The 17,073-nt window shown below is 32.1% G+C and carries 18 protein-coding genes and 1 other RNA gene; 4 read left to right on the plus strand and 15 right to left on the minus strand.

From position 1 onward, the window contains the following. Nucleotides 1-97: 97 nt before the first annotated feature. The 5 genes from ACFPH8_RS08040 to ssrA form a co-directional block, all read right to left on the minus strand. A complete protein-coding gene (locus tag ACFPH8_RS08040) occupies nucleotides 98-469 on the minus strand; it encodes a transposase (protein ID WP_376860000.1) in 372 nt (123 codons plus the stop codon). 375 nt (nucleotides 470-844) lie between these two features. Next, complete coding sequence (locus ACFPH8_RS08045; RefSeq protein ID WP_376860002.1) at nucleotides 845-2,371, minus strand: restriction endonuclease subunit S domain-containing protein; 1,527 nt, start codon at nucleotides 2,369-2,371, stop codon at nucleotides 845-847. Between the two features lies 1 nt (nucleotide 2,372). Continuing rightward, nucleotides 2,373-4,499, minus strand: coding sequence for an HsdM family class I SAM-dependent methyltransferase (locus tag ACFPH8_RS08050; protein ID WP_376860004.1), 2,127 nt, complete (start codon nucleotides 4,497-4,499; stop codon nucleotides 2,373-2,375). Then, complete coding sequence (locus ACFPH8_RS08055) at nucleotides 4,486-4,779, minus strand: helix-turn-helix domain-containing protein (RefSeq protein ID WP_376860006.1); 294 nt, start codon at nucleotides 4,777-4,779, stop codon at nucleotides 4,486-4,488. The genes ACFPH8_RS08050 and ACFPH8_RS08055 overlap by 14 nt, the downstream gene beginning before the upstream one ends. Before the next feature lie 448 nt (nucleotides 4,780-5,227). Continuing rightward, nucleotides 5,228-5,623: a transfer-messenger RNA gene (gene ssrA, locus ACFPH8_RS08060) on the minus strand. Nucleotides 5,624-5,953: 330 nt separating this feature from the next. Here ssrA and ACFPH8_RS08065 point away from each other — a divergent pair. Together ACFPH8_RS08065 and ACFPH8_RS08070 are read left to right on the plus strand one after the other, a co-directional pair. Continuing rightward, entirely contained in the window at nucleotides 5,954-7,156 is a 1,203-nt protein-coding gene (locus ACFPH8_RS08065; protein ID WP_376860008.1) for an NAD(P)-dependent oxidoreductase, read from the plus strand. 12 nt (nucleotides 7,157-7,168) lie between these two features. Beyond that, nucleotides 7,169-7,951: an SDR family NAD(P)-dependent oxidoreductase gene (locus ACFPH8_RS08070; RefSeq protein WP_248395282.1), complete on the plus strand. Its 783-nt coding sequence runs from the start codon at nucleotides 7,169-7,171 to the stop codon at nucleotides 7,949-7,951. On the opposite strand, the gene ACFPH8_RS08075 is transcribed toward ACFPH8_RS08070, so the two are convergent. The 6 genes from ACFPH8_RS08075 to ACFPH8_RS08100 form a co-directional block, all read right to left on the minus strand. Next, nucleotides 7,948-8,613 (minus strand): DUF1361 domain-containing protein, encoded by a 666-nt coding sequence (locus tag ACFPH8_RS08075; protein WP_248395281.1) that lies wholly within the window; start codon nucleotides 8,611-8,613, stop codon nucleotides 7,948-7,950. The genes ACFPH8_RS08070 and ACFPH8_RS08075 overlap by 4 nt on opposite strands. Then, nucleotides 8,610-8,984 carry a ribosomal maturation YjgA family protein gene (locus tag ACFPH8_RS08080; protein WP_376860011.1) on the minus strand — a complete coding sequence of 125 codons (375 nt, stop codon included), beginning with the start codon at nucleotides 8,982-8,984 and terminating at the stop codon, nucleotides 8,610-8,612. Before ACFPH8_RS08080 ends, ACFPH8_RS08075 begins: the two co-directional genes overlap by 4 nt. 12 nt (nucleotides 8,985-8,996) lie before the next feature. Continuing rightward, nucleotides 8,997-9,290, minus strand: a complete 294-nt coding sequence (locus ACFPH8_RS08085; RefSeq protein WP_376860013.1) for a hypothetical protein — start codon at nucleotides 9,288-9,290, stop codon at nucleotides 8,997-8,999. 71 nt (nucleotides 9,291-9,361) lie between these two features. Continuing rightward, nucleotides 9,362-10,738 (minus strand): cell envelope integrity protein CreD, encoded by a 1,377-nt coding sequence (gene creD / locus ACFPH8_RS08090; RefSeq protein ID WP_376860015.1) that lies wholly within the window; start codon nucleotides 10,736-10,738, stop codon nucleotides 9,362-9,364. Between the two features lie 76 nt (nucleotides 10,739-10,814). Then, nucleotides 10,815-11,108 carry a winged helix-turn-helix domain-containing protein gene (locus tag ACFPH8_RS08095; protein ID WP_066250966.1) on the minus strand — a complete coding sequence of 98 codons (294 nt, stop codon included), beginning with the start codon at nucleotides 11,106-11,108 and terminating at the stop codon, nucleotides 10,815-10,817. 35 nt (nucleotides 11,109-11,143) lie between these two features. Next, a complete protein-coding gene (locus ACFPH8_RS08100; RefSeq protein WP_248395276.1) occupies nucleotides 11,144-11,767 on the minus strand; it encodes a hypothetical protein in 624 nt (207 codons plus the stop codon). A gap of 88 nt (nucleotides 11,768-11,855) precedes the next feature. Here ACFPH8_RS08100 and ACFPH8_RS08105 point away from each other — a divergent pair, with 88 nt between their 5' ends. Continuing rightward, the gene (locus ACFPH8_RS08105) at nucleotides 11,856-12,218 is read left to right on the plus strand and encodes a DUF1801 domain-containing protein (RefSeq protein WP_376860018.1); all 363 of its coding nucleotides are present in this window, start codon (nucleotides 11,856-11,858) and stop codon (nucleotides 12,216-12,218) included. Here the strand turns inward: ACFPH8_RS08105 and ACFPH8_RS08110 are convergent, their stop codons facing one another. The 4 genes from ACFPH8_RS08110 to ACFPH8_RS08125 form a co-directional block, all read right to left on the minus strand. Beyond that, on the minus strand, nucleotides 12,219-12,683 hold the full coding sequence (locus tag ACFPH8_RS08110; RefSeq protein ID WP_376860020.1) for a GNAT family N-acetyltransferase: 465 nt from the start codon (nucleotides 12,681-12,683) through the stop codon (nucleotides 12,219-12,221). Nucleotides 12,684-12,685: 2 nt separating this feature from the next. Next, the gene (locus tag ACFPH8_RS08115) at nucleotides 12,686-13,525 is read right to left on the minus strand and encodes a hypothetical protein (protein ID WP_376860022.1); all 840 of its coding nucleotides are present in this window, start codon (nucleotides 13,523-13,525) and stop codon (nucleotides 12,686-12,688) included. Nucleotides 13,526-13,700: 175 nt separating this feature from the next. Beyond that, a complete protein-coding gene (gene kdsA, locus ACFPH8_RS08120; protein ID WP_248395272.1) occupies nucleotides 13,701-14,519 on the minus strand; it encodes a 3-deoxy-8-phosphooctulonate synthase in 819 nt (272 codons plus the stop codon). Between the two features lie 33 nt (nucleotides 14,520-14,552). Then, nucleotides 14,553-14,912: a hypothetical protein gene (locus ACFPH8_RS08125; protein WP_248395271.1), complete on the minus strand. Its 360-nt coding sequence runs from the start codon at nucleotides 14,910-14,912 to the stop codon at nucleotides 14,553-14,555. A gap of 351 nt (nucleotides 14,913-15,263) precedes the next feature. Between ACFPH8_RS08125 and typA the strand changes: the two genes are divergently transcribed. After that, nucleotides 15,264-17,063, plus strand: coding sequence for a translational GTPase TypA (gene typA / locus ACFPH8_RS08130; protein WP_248395270.1), 1,800 nt, complete (start codon nucleotides 15,264-15,266; stop codon nucleotides 17,061-17,063). The last annotated feature ends 10 nt before the right edge of the window (nucleotides 17,064-17,073 follow it).

The following is a 17,073-nucleotide window of genomic DNA, read 5'->3' on the forward strand; positions in this document are numbered from 1 at the left end:
CGAGATTTGTATTTATAATACGCATCACGTTTAAGTCCAAAACAACGGGTTATAGTTGTTAACGAAGCAAATCCCCTAGATTTCTCTTTAGCTTTTATTAAGGCTTTATACTTAACTTTTTTTTTAGTTCATTAACCGATTTATAGCCAAGATCTTCAGCAGCTACTTCCAGGTAAGAATCCAATACCATGGCATCCAGATCCTTTTTAAGTAGTAGTTTTTTAAGCTGTTCAACTTCTTTTTGAAGTGCTTTAATTCTAGATATTTCGTCTTTTGTTTCCACTTTTACTCTGGTGTTCATTAAGTCTTTACGATTATACTTTTTGATCCATTCATTGACCGTTGTAGGTGCAATGGAATAGAGTTTGCACAGTTCGCTTTTTGTGTGTTTTCCCGTTGTAAGTTCGGCTAAAATTTTTAATTTGAAAGGTTCACTGTACCGTCTAATTACTTTGTCATTTTTATACATAATTGTTTTGAATTATGTAGCCTTATTTTAGGACGGGTCAGTATTATTGCCAACGGTCTTGTGTATGAAACGTAGCGTATAAATTAACGCTAACTTTTCGGATTTAGCACGAGCCGAATTTTTTATTTTTATGTTTAATTTTCTTTTTTAAATATAACCAAATAAAAAATTTGGCGTACTTTGTAAATATACAAAAACCTCTCGAAAAGCCTATAATAGCTATGTTTTATACACGTTGTTGTAAGTAGTGCTTTTCACGTTCTGCTTGGTTTTCCGATGTTTCTTATTTGTTTCAAATGTGAACGTTGGCAAGACATACTCTTTTGCAATTTTGGGCTTGTGTATGGCTATAGTGAATTGCAAATGTGTATGGCTTTAAGCGTTGGCAATTCCGCTAAATGTTATTTCAATATTTTCGTCATTCACAATTTTGTCAATCACTTCATTTAAACGCTCTTTCAATTCTTTAGCTGATTTATCTAATTCATAAATTCCAGCTTTTTCATTAAAAGTATTATCTAATTCTAAATAGTTTTCTAAAGTTGCATTATCAAAATCAATTTCAGTTTTTGGATTATAATATAGCTTTGCAAGCTCTTTTTGTTTAGTCTCATCAAATTTTGGAAAAGGTATATAATGCCAATATTTTTGAGCTAAACTTCCACCATTTCCTCCAACAGCAAACAAATCGATTATTTCATTGTCTCTTAAATAATCTAAAAAGCATTTTACAAAAATTGCTTTGGTTAAATTCTTTTCTTCTTGTTGAATTGTAATACCGTGAATGTTTGTAATTGTTCTGTCTTTTTCTTCAACTATTACAATTGACCTTCCTTTTTCAAATCCTTCTGCTCCAAATATTAAATCTCCTTGCTTAAGTGTTTTTAATTCTTTACCATTTCCAATAAATGCTTTTGTGTGAACAGTACCATATTTTGATAAGTGTTTAGGTAACATAAGTGTATAAAAACCTTCGTAGTAACTATTAGAATAAACACTTTTACCAATATTGAAAACTTGTAAATTTTGACCTCTCGATAAACTAAAACCTAAATCAAAGATTGATTGGAAACCATTACTATAATTTTTGATAGAAAAGTCAATTTTTTTAAATTCTTCTCTATATAAATTAGTATCCATTCGCCCAATATCATTTAATTCATTGAATGTTGGATATTTAAATCTATAGCTATTAGGTTTTTGATTATTAATTAATTCGTTGTCTATTAATTTTAAGATATTATCGTGTCTATCTCTAATTAGTTTTTCCTTATTTATTATGGATTGTGTTAGTAGTGAAACATATTTAATTATTTTAGAATTTGTTAATTCTGGGATATAAGTGTTTTTCCTTTCTTTAGCTCCAGTATTTTTTTGAATTCCACCACGACCTAACCATTGTTCCTTAAAAAACAGTGATTTAGTGAATCCATAAAAATAAAAATATAAGTCTCTGTCTTTATTAGTTATGGATTTAAAAGCACTAACACGTTGATTTAAAAAAGCTTGGAATGAATTGTCAAAATAAGATGAAATATCCTTTTCTAAATCAGAGCCACCTGTTAAAGAAATTAATATGTAATCTTCATTCAATAAATACCTTTTTTTATTTTCCAAAAATGTGTTTGGTAAAAACTCAAATTTTTGACCTTCAGTAACTAACCATTCTGTATCGTTTACATTACTTATTTGAATCAGTTTAGTTTTTTTTTCTAAACCTGTGTGTTTAGTAACATATTCACGAGATGGAAAAGCATAACCATCGAAAGAAGTGAATTTTCTTAAAAGATTTGGGTATTTTGATTTTAGTAAGTCAATCTTCTTATTAAATTCTATCCATTTAAACGAATCGTTTGAAAGTATAAAATCATTTTCAATTATGTCGTTGTATTTAATGTTCATATTATTTTGCTTTTATAAATAAATCTTGAACAGCTTTTTCCTGTGAATTACACCAACTTTTAAACTTACTAACTGTTTCTGTAAAATCTTCATCTAAAAGAACACGACCTTCTTTGTCAATCTTTGTTTCAAATGTTTCAAAATCTATTTTATAAGTTTGTTCGAAGTATTTTACTCTTTTTTTTGTTTTTACTTCGTAACCCACTTTTTGAATGTCTTTGAAAAAGACTTCATAATTTTTTTCTTTTAGCTTTTCTAATTCTTTTGGGTTTGGTTTGTATGCTACAATTATTGATGTATTAACACCAGTTTCTGCAAAAACATTAGCAGGTAAGTCAAATATTGCAACAATACGCATTTTATTCATTAACCATTCTCTTGTTCTTTTATGCGAATCAATTGAAGCAATTGAGTTAGAAAGTACGATTCCCATTCTACCATTTTCTTTTAAAATTTGATAAGAATTTTCAAGAAAAACTACTCCTAAATCTATCTTCTTTCCACCATAAGCATCCCAAAGTTCGTAACATTCTATAACTTCCTTATCTTTTTGGTCTTTTGGTTCGTATGCTCTGTCGTCTCCAAAAGGTGGATTTGTTAATACAACATCAAATTTCTTTATTTTTCTATCATCTGGTCTATTATCCCAATTTCCATTTTTATTCATTGATGGAATTAGCTCAATTAAATCTCCTTTGTTATCAAACTTTGTAAGTAGAGAACCATAACCTGGTTTTGCCTTGATTTTTGCATTTCCATCTCCATTCAAAAGCATATTTAAAGTTGCTAACATTACCATTTGTTCGTCAATGTCTAAACCAAAAATATTGTTGTCGTCTAATTTACTATTTGAATTGACGTAAGAAACTGAAAGAAAATCAGCAATTCCTACTGTTGGGTCAATTACGGTTTCTCCGTTTCTTGGATTTACAATATTTACTAAAAAGTCAATTAATGGAAGTGGTGTAACAAATTGTGCATTTGAATCTTTGGCAAAAGGTGTCGCAAACTTGTAAAATACCAATTGATAAAGGTCAGTTTTGTGAGAGCGAACAAAAGAATAATCTTGAAATTGATTTACAACCTCTATTAATACTTTTATGTGGTTCTCATTTTTGACGTTTAAAGGGTTGTCTTTTAGAATTCTATAATATGTTCCAGAAGCATCTTCTCTTAAGTCATTTATACGTTTTATAAATGTTTGTAAGTCAATGTCTGCTAACGTTTGATATGTTTTTTCTTCGTTTGTAACATAAAAGTCTAAATACCTTTTTGGTCTTTTTTCGTTTTCTTTTTCGTCAAATATTTTTAGCGAAAGAATTTGAATTAAAATTTCAAACCCTTTTTGATTTACCATTCCCTGTTTGTCCATTGTTCGAAGAATGGAAGACATTGCATCATTAATTTGCGTTGATTGAACACCTGAAATAATATCTAAATCTGTATTTTGTCTTTTTGAACGGTCTAAATGTTTTGGATTTGTCCACTCAATTAATTGGTCAAAATTAGGTAGGTTTAAATATGGGTCTGGAAGATGTAAGCTTAACTCTTTAGTTGTACTTTTTTCGCCTTTTAAATTAAATTCATCACTATATCTTACAGTTTTACCATTATGTTTTCTAAAAAGATAAAGTCTTTCTGTATCGTATAAAAGCCCAAGACTAAATTCTCTTTCACTTTCTTTTAAATATGCTTTTAACTGTTTGTTCCAAACAGTTTCTACATCTTTACTATCTTCTTTTTTAAATTCTATTGAAACTAATAAGTGTTCTCGAAGCCAATCCAAAGCATCTGCATCTTTTTCTATATGATATTTTTGGTAATAATCAAACCAATTTGCATCATCAAAAATTGCTCCGTCAAGTTTTAATGCAGCAGAACTTTTATTACCTTTTGGAAGGTTTACTTCTGTTCCAATAAAGTCTTTTGCGAACATTCCAGAATAAACAATTCCATACAGAAATTGCCATTTATAATATTCTTCATTTTTATTTCCAGCCTTATTCTTAATTGAATTTTTTTTGTCGAATGTCAAATGCTCTGGTAAAAAGCATTCAAATTCTTTGCTGTTTTCAAACTTTGCATCAAATTCTTGTTTTGCAGAAGTAAATGTTTTATTTATTGCCATACTTTATTTTTTGTTCAGCCACTTTTAATGCTTTTAAAGCGTGTTCTTCGTTTTCTAAATTTTTGTAAATCTTATCACTTAACCAATTAACTAATAGGTATTCTTTATCAAGATTATAAGTTTCCGAAAACTTTAAGATTTGTTCTTTAGTTGCTTTTCTTTCGTTTCTTTCAATCTTGCTTAAAATGGCTTGGTCAATTTCAAGTAGAGCAGAAGCTTCTCTTAATAGTAGATTCCGTTTTTCTCTTTCCGCTCTGATAATTATTCCGATTTGTTCCATTTTGTCTTTTTTTTATTAGTCTTGACAAAGTTGGTCAAATTTATAAATTTTAATTGGATAATTGGATTTGAGCGTGGAAAAAAAACAGCTCTTTTATTTTTTTTGAGCGTTGGATTTTCGCTTTGGTAAAAAAATAAATGTGCTGTTTGCGCGTTGGCGTTTTTAGTTCAAATGTTAAATTTTAGCTCGATTTTCGCATTACTTACAACAATTGGATATAGACAATTGTCTATATCTCCATTATGTAAATATAACTTATTTAAACCCAAATTAGATATACGTAGATCTACGTAATTTTAATTATAATTTAATCGGGTTTTTTATTAAGACCTGTAATGGATTGAAGCTTTTTTAAGTTTAAAAAACCTTAAAACAACCAAAACAAATTGTCAACTGAATTGTCAACTAAAAAAATAAAACCCTGTAAATCAATGAATTACAGGGTTTAAAGTGGAGTCGGAGGGAATCGAACCCTCGTCCAAACAAGCCATCAAAGGGCTTTCTACACGTTTATTCTTTTCTTGGGTTTTCGTGTGTTAGCTGGTTAAAGACAACCTACTAACACCTTATCTTTTTGAGTTTCACATACACATCAAAGCGCTATGTATGCTATATTAACTTTTACGATGCCTCTAATAGAACGCCGTTAATCAAGGCTTTCAGGAGACATTTAGCCTTCCTACCTAGTAGGAACTAGCACAATCTTACTATAATTCAGATTACGCAGCTAAAGCGTAGTTATTCTCGCCGTTTAAAAGTGTGACCTAGCCTTTTACGTGTTTCAAAGTCATTACACGACGTGCTTACCAAATGAGTGATCTCGCTGTCAAAACCAGTCGACCCCATTTAATGAAATAACAAAATTTACTTTTGCGTGATTGAATTATCCCAAACATAATTTGGGATCTCTTCAGCAAAATTACTTTTGTATCCTTTAATTTATCCCCATTTTACTTCGGGAATCTATTTCAAAAAAAATCATTTTTAAAAGATTTCTCAAAAGGAAAGCGAAGTTACCAAAAAAAAGTTGTGCAACAATCGAATTCCATGTATTTTCGTGCAAAACATGTACCAAAGTTATATTCGGCGCATGTGTCAGTTAAAGTAATAAAACGTTTTTCGTTTTCATGAACATATTGGGCTTGGTTAACGAAAATATAATATATGCGTATTCATGAAATTTGCCATAATAAAAGAACGAAAAAATCCACCAGATAGACGTGTGGTATTTTCACCAGAAAAATTAGCCGAAGCACGAGAGAAATTCCCAAAAGCAGAATTTATTGTGGAGTCTAGCGATATTCGAATTTTTCCAGATTCAGCATACAAAGCACTTGGATTTACCGTAACCGATGATGTGAGCAATTGCGATGTTATGTTAGGCGTTAAGGAAGTGCCGGTTGAATATTTAATTCCTAATAAAAAATACTTCTTCTTTTCGCATACCATTAAAAAACAGCCGTACAATAGAAAGCTTCTTTTGGCAATGTTGGATAATAATATTTCTATGTATGATCATGAAACTATTGTTCGTCAAACAGGATCGCGACTTATTGGTTTTGGTCGTTATGCGGGTTTAGTAGGTGCTTACAACGGATTCCGTATGTTAGGTTTGCGTAACGGTTTATTTACTTTGCCTAAAGTGGAAACCTTGGCTGATTTGGATGCTGTAAAAGCAGAATTAGATAAAATAACCATCCCTAACATAAAAATTTTGCTGACAGGAACTGGTAAAGTAGCACAAGGTGCTAAAGAAATTCTTGATCATTTAAAAATTAAAGAAGTTAGTGATGCTTTGTACATTACCAGCACCTTCTCGGAGCCTGTTTATTGCATGGCCGATGTTATGGAATACAATAAACGCAAAGATGGTAAAGTAGGCTTTAAGCAAGAATTTTATAAAGACCCAACGGGTTACGAAAGTAATTTTATGGCCTATGCTAAAGTAACAGATTTCTTTATTGCTGGTCATTTTTATGGAAACAATGCGCCGTATTTATTTACAAGAGACGACGCCAAGCATCCAGATTTTAAAATAAAGTATGTTGCTGATATTAGCTGTGATGTGGATGGTCCTGTAGCATCAACCTTAAGAGCATCAACTATTGCAGATCCATTTTATGGTTATGATGCGAAAGCAGAAAGTGAAGTGGCTTTTGATGCTAAAAATGCCATAACCGTTATGGCAGTTGATAATTTGCCTTGCGAATTACCGAAAGATGCTAGTGAAGGTTTTGGTGAAATGTTTTTGGAACACGTAATTCCTGCTTTTTTCAACGATGATGAACGCGGTATTTTAAAACGTGCTCGGATTACTAATGACGGAAAATTAACCAAGCGTTTTGCTTACCTGCAGGATTATGTTGATGGAAAATAACTTTTTAAGCGTATGATTAAAACAGCATTAATAACTGGAGGCGCATCAGGTTTGGGATTTGAATTGGCACTTTTATTTGCCAAAGATGATTATAATCTGGTTCTCGTAGATATAAATTCTGAAAAGCTTGAAGAAGCAAAACATGATATAGAAAAATCATTTTCTGTTGATGTGAAGATTATGGCAAAAGATTTAAGTCAAATCAATATATCTTCAGAAATAATGTCGGAATTAGGCAATACAGAAATTGATGCTTTAGTTAATAATGCAGGTTTTGGGTGTTTTGGAGCGTTTCATGAAGTGGATTGGGAACGCCAATCTCAAATGCTAAATTTACATGTTTTAACCACGACACACTTAACGAAATTAGTGGTGGAAGGTATGGTTAAAAGAGGTTCCGGAAAAATATTAAACTTGTCGTCATTGGCAGCCTTTCAGCCTGGTCCTTTAATGTGTTTATATTATGCCACCAAGGGGTATATTTTATCGTTTTCAGAAGCCATTTCTAACGAACTTAAAGGAACTGGAGTAACGGTAACAGCCCTGTGTCCAGGGCCCACCAAAACATCATTTCAGCAAGTGGTTGCTAATGATTGTTCTGAAAACAAAATCACCTTTAATATGGCGAGTGCCCAAGCGGTAGCTGCTTATGGATACAAATGCATGATGAAAGGGAAATGCGTTGCAATTCCTGGAGGCATTAATAAAATTTTAGGAACCTTACCACGCTTTATACCTAGAAATATGGCCGCCAATATTGTGCGAAAAATTCAGGAGAAGAATCGGGAAGTTTAACTGTTTATGGTCTTCTGAAATGCTGAAAACATCTTAAAACCAATTCCCAGAAAAGCGGCAAATGTTAGAGTAAATAACCAAGCTTCTGCATGATGATTTGGTTGTAATAAAATATCCAAGCAATCATCTAAAAGATGAAACGGCTTATTGAGTATTTCCCAAGAATTATATCTTAAAAACCGACCTAAATAAATTCCAAATCCTGTTAAAAGAAATATAATGGGAAAACTATATGTAACAATAGACTTCCTTACATGTTTTAAAAGTAATTTTCGCATATCGAATAGGGAAAGAAAAAATAGAATTAACCCATTATAAGCGAATGATGTGACTATTAAAACATCAAGCCATAATAAGTTGTTGGAACTAATTTTTAAGTGCAATAAATCTGTAATAATATATGGTGCATTTGGTAGAAACAACAGCCAAATTATGCCACTCATTAATAGGGTGAATTTGGAAAGTTTAGGTTTACTCACTAAATATGTGGTGATAGCGTAAGGAATTGCAGCTAAAAACAGGTTCCATACCAAAAAAATGAAAAAGAAGGAATGTGTAATTTTCATTCGTATCAGTAATAAAAGCACACTAAACCCCATAGAAATCGTGAGTAGCGATAAGATTTTAAAGCGCTTTAGTACTAGTGTTTTTAAAGTATTCATAATGTCTTCAGTTTAAGTTCAAAAATTAAAACAGTAACTATTCCCAAGGTGTAAGCTATTAAATCTGATACATGAAACGTGCTTCCTAAAATAAGTATAGCGAAGGTATTGTTCTGTAGTTTTAAATGTTCTAATAGGTTTCCTAGTTGTAAAAATTCAATTATGAAAGCGAATAAAAGCACAGCAAAAGCGACAGGGATTGGTTTGGCATTTATAAAACTTTTCGCAAAACAGTAGAGTAGAATCACGATGAGAAAATCACCAAAGGTATGACGAATAAAGCCTGTTTTTAAAAAGTAAGCAATGAGTCCTTCGATTATGAATAATATAACGAAGCCTAAGAAATATATTCTATTGAAGTGTAGTTTCATGAGTCGTATTATTTAGAATAGGAAAGGGAAAACGATGTAGAAATATAATATGACGACAGGAATATTCAACAACATAATGGCGCAAGTTTTTAGAGATTCTAATCGATTTTTAGGGTTTAAAATAGCAGAACCAATTAATACGGTGAGGATGGTTATATTTATAATGAACGCAATTATAATAAATACGAACCCCAAGTGAATTGGGAAACTAGGTTCGCCAAAATATAAATAGAGTGCGAATATGGACGTTCCTATTCCAAAGCTAATTAAAGCGGTCATTTTTCCGAAGTTTTGTAATCCTTTCATTGTTATTTTTTTTTAAAAACCTGATTCTTTATATTGAATATGCCGAATGAGGTTAGCACTATCAACCAAACTTAATCGTTATTCCAATCTATTTTTCTGGAGACAAACATGACGCTTGCTAAAATTAAAAACAGCCCAATACTGCCAACTAAAAGCGCGTAATTTTCTAATTGAATAATCACATATATAAACGTGTATAAAGCCGTTAGGGATAAAGCAATAAATAAGGGGAACTTCATGGTTTTTAATATGGATTTTGAATAGATAGTAATCAGCATAATAACCGAAATACCTGCAACTAAATAGGCTTTTAAAAAGTTGCTGTGTTCTGAAATAGATACTAATAATGTGTAGAACATGGTTAATGCCAAGCCAATCATTAAATATTGAAACGGATGGATGCTTATTTTGCTTAATGTTTGAATTAAGAAGAATACTAAAAACGTTAATCCAATTACTAAAAACCCATACTTGGCAGAACGTTCACTTTTTTGATACTCATCTACCATGACCATAAATTTGGTGCCAAACGCATATTGGTTCAAATTTGGAACTTGGTTTAAATACTGTTGCGAAAAAGCACGATTAATATGAAGTATTTTCCATTGCGCTTCAAAACCGTCTTTTGAAATGGCCTTCGTTTCATCATTAGGTAGGAAATTACCAATAAAACTGGGATCTGCCCAATTGGATGCCATTGTCATAGTGGTTGTTTTTCCAATAGGAATAATTTGAAGATCCTGACTGCCATTAAAGGCCATGCTAAAACTAAATGAAATAGCTTCGGACTTTGGAACATCTTTTTCCTTTAAAAATCCGGATTCTAATTCGTCTAAATTTCCAGCATAGTGGTTGGCGTTATCGGTAAAATTGGTTTCAAATTTATAACTGCTATCATTTAGCTTCAGATTCACTTCGTTTTTAATGCCTTTTAAATTGGAGGTTTTTATAATGATGCTGGCTTTATCCCAAATTATATCAGCGTCTTTGATGTCTTTAAGTTGGAGTTGCGGTTTTATATAATGACCACTAAAATTCATATTGGTTGTATAAACAGCCGATTCAAAGTTTCCGCGTTTTAATGTTTTAGAATTCACATCGGCTTCTGCTTGTAAACTTTCGGGAAATATATAGGCGTAGTTAATTTCCGTTTTGGTTTCTGTTAAATAGGTTTTAGTTTTTTCGTTGTAGGTTTTTGTTTCCGAATAGGTTTTATAAGGCAGTTTTAAAATAGGCCCGAAAACCATTACATTATTTCCCCATTTGTCATTAATTTCATGAACAACGTCTTGTTGCCTTCTGGAGCGTTCTGAAATTAAATCATTAATAAATGCTAACGGAATTAGTAGAATGATTACCAAGAAGCCTACCATAAGCATTCTAGCTGTTATGGATGTTTTAATCCAGTTTCCAAATTTGTTCTGTTGCGGTTTGTTTGTATGGTCCATGTGTTTGAGTTTAAAGTACTTTGAATTACAAAGTAGAATTATAAAAAAATAGCTCTAATTGAGCGTATTCAAAATTTTAGGTTTTATTAATTAATTTTTCAAGGGCTTCAATATGCTTTTTAAATTCGGATCTGCCCAATTTAGTTGTGGCATAGCGCGTATTTGGTTTTCTAGCAATAAATTGTTTTTCTACTGAAATGTATTCAGCTTTTTCCAAGGCTTTGGTATGGCTTGCTAAATTGCCATCGGTAGCTCCTAGAAGTTCTTTCAGCATATTAAAATCGGCATATTCATTCACCATCAGAACAGACATGATGCCTAAGCGGATTCTATGATCAAATACTTTATTTATGTTGTTTATAATGCTCATAATGTTTCCCGCTTTCGCGCGAATCAAATTTTATTCTAATTATTCAACGTTGGATTTCTATCATATTTAAAATGCATCCACGTACCATAAATAATATGCATAATCCCGAAACCTAATACCCAAAGCCAAAATCCGTATCCAGGAAATAACGCGCAAATTAGGCCTAAAATAATTTGTATAAAACCTAAATAGCGAATATCACCAATACTATATTTGGAAGCGTTAATTAATGCTAATCCATAAAAAATAAGCATTAAAGCACCTGTTTGACCATATTTTTGTTGCCCTAAAATTATCAGAATATACAAACCGCCTGCAATAAGAGGGATTAAAAAGTTTATTACTAATCGTCTGGAAGTCCCATCCCAAATTTTTTCGCCATGTTTTTTGGCTTTTCTAGTGGTTAAGAAAATACCGGTAACTATGCTTAAGAAGGCAATGAGAAACAAATCGATCATCACGATTTTAAAAATATAACCATCTAAAATAAGTGTGCCATTACTATACTTCATTACCAACCAATAGGCAACTGCTGAACCTATAAGCGCATAAATTCCTGCAAGAATGCCTGATAAACCACTCAATGAAATAAACCTGGACGACTTATTCATCAGGTTTTTAATTTCGGTAATGTCTTTTAAATAATCTTTTGACTCCATATAAAAGTACTTTGAAATACAAAGTTAGTTTTTAATTTCGAATAATTACAAATAAATTTATGTTAAATTTGAACGAAGAGAAAAAAATATGAAACCAGCAGATGTCTATATTTTAAATAAGCCCGAACCATTTAAGTCGATTATGATGCATGTCCAAGCTGTCATAATACACACCTTGCCAACAGCTGAATTAAAATATAAATGGAAATTACCGTGTTATTACATCGGGAAACGACCTATTTGTTATATCAATCAAAGTAAAGATTATGTGGATATTGGTTTTTGGCATTCGGCTTATATATCCAAAAAATTTGATCCGTATTTAGTTTCCGAAAAGCGTAAAATAGTTAAATCGCTTCGGTATAAAACCCTTGAAGGTGTCAATGATGCTGTGTTGATGGATATATTAAAAGAAGTTTATGAACACAAAGACAAATCGTTTTGGCGGTAATTACAACGTTCTATAAATGATGTAGTTTTCAAAAACTTCACCTTTTAAATGTTTCATCTGTTTTTTTTCGACTTCGTAATAGTAATCATCAAAGAACGGAAGGGCTGTTTTGCTAACATCCGATTTTATTTCTTTAAATCCTGCCATTATTACCTGCGATTCTATAACGCGTAATAATTTGGCGCCTATGCCTTGACGTTGGTAGTCTTTATGTACAAACAATCCGTCTAAATAATTACCTTGTGTTAAATAGGCAAAACCAACAATGGTGTTATTTGCTTCAGCAACAATAAAATAATTTTTGGTAATACGAGCCGTCCATTTCTTTTCATTATCTGCACCAGATGCCCAAACGGCTATTTGATTTTCGGTATAATGCTTGGAATTAATATGTAAAATGGTATTCCTAAAAAGACTGGTTATTTCAGGTAAATCGTTTATTACTGCTTCTCTAATTTCAATCATAATTATATTCTAAAAATTGCGCCAATAGAAATAACGGTTTGAATAAACATAAAATGTTGTGACGCGCTATCATTGGAGTTGCTTGTGGTTTTAATGTCTGGCATATTAATAAACCCACCTCTTAAGTCACCTTGAACAAAGAAATGTTTAAAGAAGGTTAAGTTTAAACCAGCATTTAAAGATACACCATAACCAGATACATGAAACTCATCATACCTGGCTTTTTGTAATAATTTGGTGTTTGTTTTTGGATATAAAACACCTGCACCAATTCCTTCGGTAATATTAATTTGAAAAATATCCGTATTTTTAATACCGAATAAAAATGATAAATCATCAAACCTTCCAAATTCCAAATACACGTAGTTTAATCCGTTGGTGTGTTCAAAAGTTAAGAAATCTTCTGTGGTTAGAATTTGCTCACCTTGGTACACGCCATTGTAAATCGCACCAGGTTCGTCTGCTGGCAAATTAATATAACCATCAATATTAGCATATTGGTTTTGAGTCATGACATACTTCATATGATCCACGCCAAAAGCTACATAATAATTATCCGTTATAAAATAGCCAACTTTTAAATTAGTTTGTGGTATAGTAATGCGCGTTGGGTTAATATAATCTATGTGCCAACCTTTCGGTTTATCATGGGCTTTTACATCTTGCAGTGTAAAATTATAATTATCTCCTTTAAATGTAATGTCGGATTTGGTAAAGGCCTCTCTGTTGCCGCCCCAGCTTAAAAATATTTTACCTTTATTGTGAGATGTGTAAAGTGAAGTTGAATCTTTTTGGGAAAAAGCACTCCAATTTAAAATGCTAAAAAATACTATAAATAGCATTTTAGTTGGGTTTACTATCATTTGTTGTATTTAGTTCTTTAGTTAGATTGGGTTGTTTGGACGTAAGAAATGTATGTTCCTTAACGTTTATCTAAAAAAAATTACAGATTTGCCCTTAAATTCAAAATTAAAGGCAAATCTGTAATAGATTTTCAGTTGGCAAAAGTAATAAAAATTATAAACTTTGAACCGTTTTTCTAATAGCAACCAAATTGGTTAATAGTTTTTCAAGATTATCCAAATGCAACATATTAGCGCCATCACTTTTGGCGTTAGCTGGATCAAAATGCGTTTCAATAAATAAGCCATCCACATGGTTAACAATACCAGCTCTGGCAATGGTTTCTATCATATCAGGACGTCCACCAGTAACACCTGCAGATTGATTAGGTTGTTGTAGGGAGTGCGTAACATCTAAAATAGTTGGTGCATATTCGCGCATGGTTGGGATTCCACGGAAGTCTACAATCATATCTTGATAGCCAAACATAGTACCTCTATCGGTAATCCATGCTTTGTTGCTACCCGAATCTTTGACTTTCTGTACGGCATGTTTCATAGATTCCGGACTCATAAATTGTCCTTTTTTCAAGTTTACGACTTTGCCTGTTTGGGCAGCCGCGACTACTAAATCCGTTTGACGAACTAAAAAAGCTGGGATTTGTAAAACATCCACATATTCAGCAGCCATGGCAGCATCAGATACTTCATGAATATCGGTTACCGTAGGAACATCAAAAGTTTCTGATACTTTTTTAAGAATTTTAAGTGCCTTTTCATCGCCAATTCCCGTAAAACTATCAATACGGCTACGGTTGGCTTTTTTAAAACTTCCTTTAAATATAAATGGAATTTCTAGCTTGTCTGTAATGGTCAGAATTCTTTCTGCAATACGCAATGCCATGTCTTCGCTTTCAATGGCGCATGGACCTGCTAATAAGAAAAAATTATCAGAATTTATATGTTTTAATTTTGGTACGTCTTTAAGTATCATTTGGACTGAATTTTAGTCTGCAAAGATACACATTTAAAAAGTTTTTTTTATGCTATTTCTTATCATCCAAAGGGACATGGCAAAATTGGTAAAAACAAACAGACCACCTACAATGATGAAGCTTTTAACGGTTTCTGAAAATGAAATAATTTTAAACAGATCTGATAAATAGGCTAAAATCATATAGGACGATAAGCAGACAAAAACAATACCTAAAGTAAAATTAAGATGCTTGCTCGGTTTAAACAGTTGCCAAACAAAGGGTAGGGCAAACAATAAAATAGGATAAGCAGAGATGCCTTCGTTTCTATTTACATCCGTAAACCAATAGGCTATGGCTGCAATAAAATATAAATATGGAATAAACTTATAATACTCATTTATTGGTTTCATGTCTACAAAAATTAGGTTTTAAACTTATATTTTGTAGTAAATAGTATACCTTTTTTTGCTATTAATTATCAGGTGTAAATACTTTTACTATCAATTATTATACAACGAAATATACAAATAGTTCGTATATTAAAACCCCAATATAACAAATTATTAACTATTTAGACGGGGTGTAAAAAGTTGATTTTTTAGCATGAATTCTCATGGATTTATTCCATGTAAATACGGAATTAACTTACAAATATTCCTTCATAACCCTAATATTACGAGGTGATTAACATTTATTTGTTCAGATGTTAAATTAGAAAATAATTTAATGTACCTTTGCACGCTTAAAATAAGGCACCATATATGGCTCAAATAAAAAACATTGCAATCATTGCTCACGTCGATCACGGTAAAACTACCTTGGTGGATAAAATTATGTACCACTGTCAATTGTTTCGTGAAAACGAAAATACAGGTGATTTAATATTAGATAATAATGATTTAGAACGTGAACGTGGAATTACTATTACATCTAAAAACGTATCGGTAATTTATAAAGGCACAAAAATTAATATTATTGATACACCTGGTCACGCCGATTTTGGTGGTGAAGTGGAACGTGTTTTAAACATGGCAGATGGTGTTTGCTTATTAGTTGATGCTTTTGAAGGTCCAATGCCTCAAACGCGTTTTGTGTTGCAGAAAGCTATCGATTTAGGTTTAAAGCCTTGCGTAGTTATTAATAAAGTAGATAAAGAAAACTGTACACCAGATGAGGTGCATGAAAAAGTATTCGATCTTATGTTCGAATTAGGTGCAGAGGAGTGGCAGTTAGATTTTCCAACCGTTTACGGTTCAGCTAAAAATAACTGGATGAGTGACGACTGGAAAGTTGAAACAGATAATATAGAGCCATTATTAGATATGGTTATTGAGCATATTCCAGCGCCAAAAATTCCAGAAGGAAACACACAAATGTTAATTACATCTTTAGATTTTTCGTCTTTCACCGGTCGAATAGCTATTGGTCGTTTAACACGTGGTGAACTTAAAGTTGGTCAGAATATTTCGTTAGTAAAAAGAGACGGAAGCATTGTGAAAAACAGAATTAAGGAGTTACATGTTTTTGAAGGTGTAGGTCGTAAAAAAGTAGAAGAAGTTCAAGTAGGTGATATTTGTGCTATTGTAGGACTTGAAGGTTTTGAAATTGGCGATACGGTTGCAGATGCTGAAAACCCAGAAGGTTTAAAAACAATTGCTATTGATGAACCAACAATGAGTATGTTATTTACAATTAATGATTCGCCATTTTTTGGTCAGGATGGTAAATTTGTAACGTCTCGTCATATTAAAGACCGTTTATTTAAAGAACTAGAGAAAAATTTAGCATTACGTGTTGAAGAAACGGATAGTGCAGATAAATTTATGGTTTTTGGTCGTGGTGTATTACACTTATCGGTATTAATAGAAACCATGCGTCGTGAAGGTTATGAGCTTCAAATTGGTCAACCACAAGTAATTATCAAGGTAATTGATGGTGTAAAATGTGAGCCAGTTGAAGAAATGACAATTGATTTACCAGAACATGTTTCAGGGAAAGCTATTGAAATGGTAACCATGCGTAAAGGTGAAATGACTAGTATGGAAGCTAAAGGCGACCGTATGGTTTGTCAGTTTATTGTACCATCTCGTGGAATTATTGGTTTACGTAACCAATTATTAACAGCTACAGCGGGTGAAGCTATTATGGCACACCGTTTTAAAGAATACCAACCGTTAAAAGGTGGTATTCCAGAACGTCAAAATGGTTCATTAGTATCTATGGAAAAAGGTCAAGCAATTCCTTACTCTATTGATAAATTACAAGATCGTGGTAAGTTTTTCGTCGATCCAGGTGAAGATATTTATGAAGGTCAAGTAATTGGTGAAAACTCACGTGGTGACGATATGGCCATTAACGTAACAAAAACCAAGAAGTTAAGTAACGTTCGTAGTTCTGGTGCTGATGATAAAGCCAAGATTGTTCCGGCAATAAAGTTCTCTTTAGAAGAAGCTTTAGAATATATCCAGAAAGATGAGTATGTTGAGGTTACACCAAACCATATTCGTTTGCGTAAAATTTACTTAACAGAAGTTGAAAGAAAACGTAATAAGAATTTCTAATCAAAATTCG

This window comes from Bizionia hallyeonensis (genome assembly GCF_042657385.1).
Classification (GTDB): domain Bacteria; phylum Bacteroidota; class Bacteroidia; order Flavobacteriales; family Flavobacteriaceae; genus Algorimicrobium; species Algorimicrobium hallyeonense.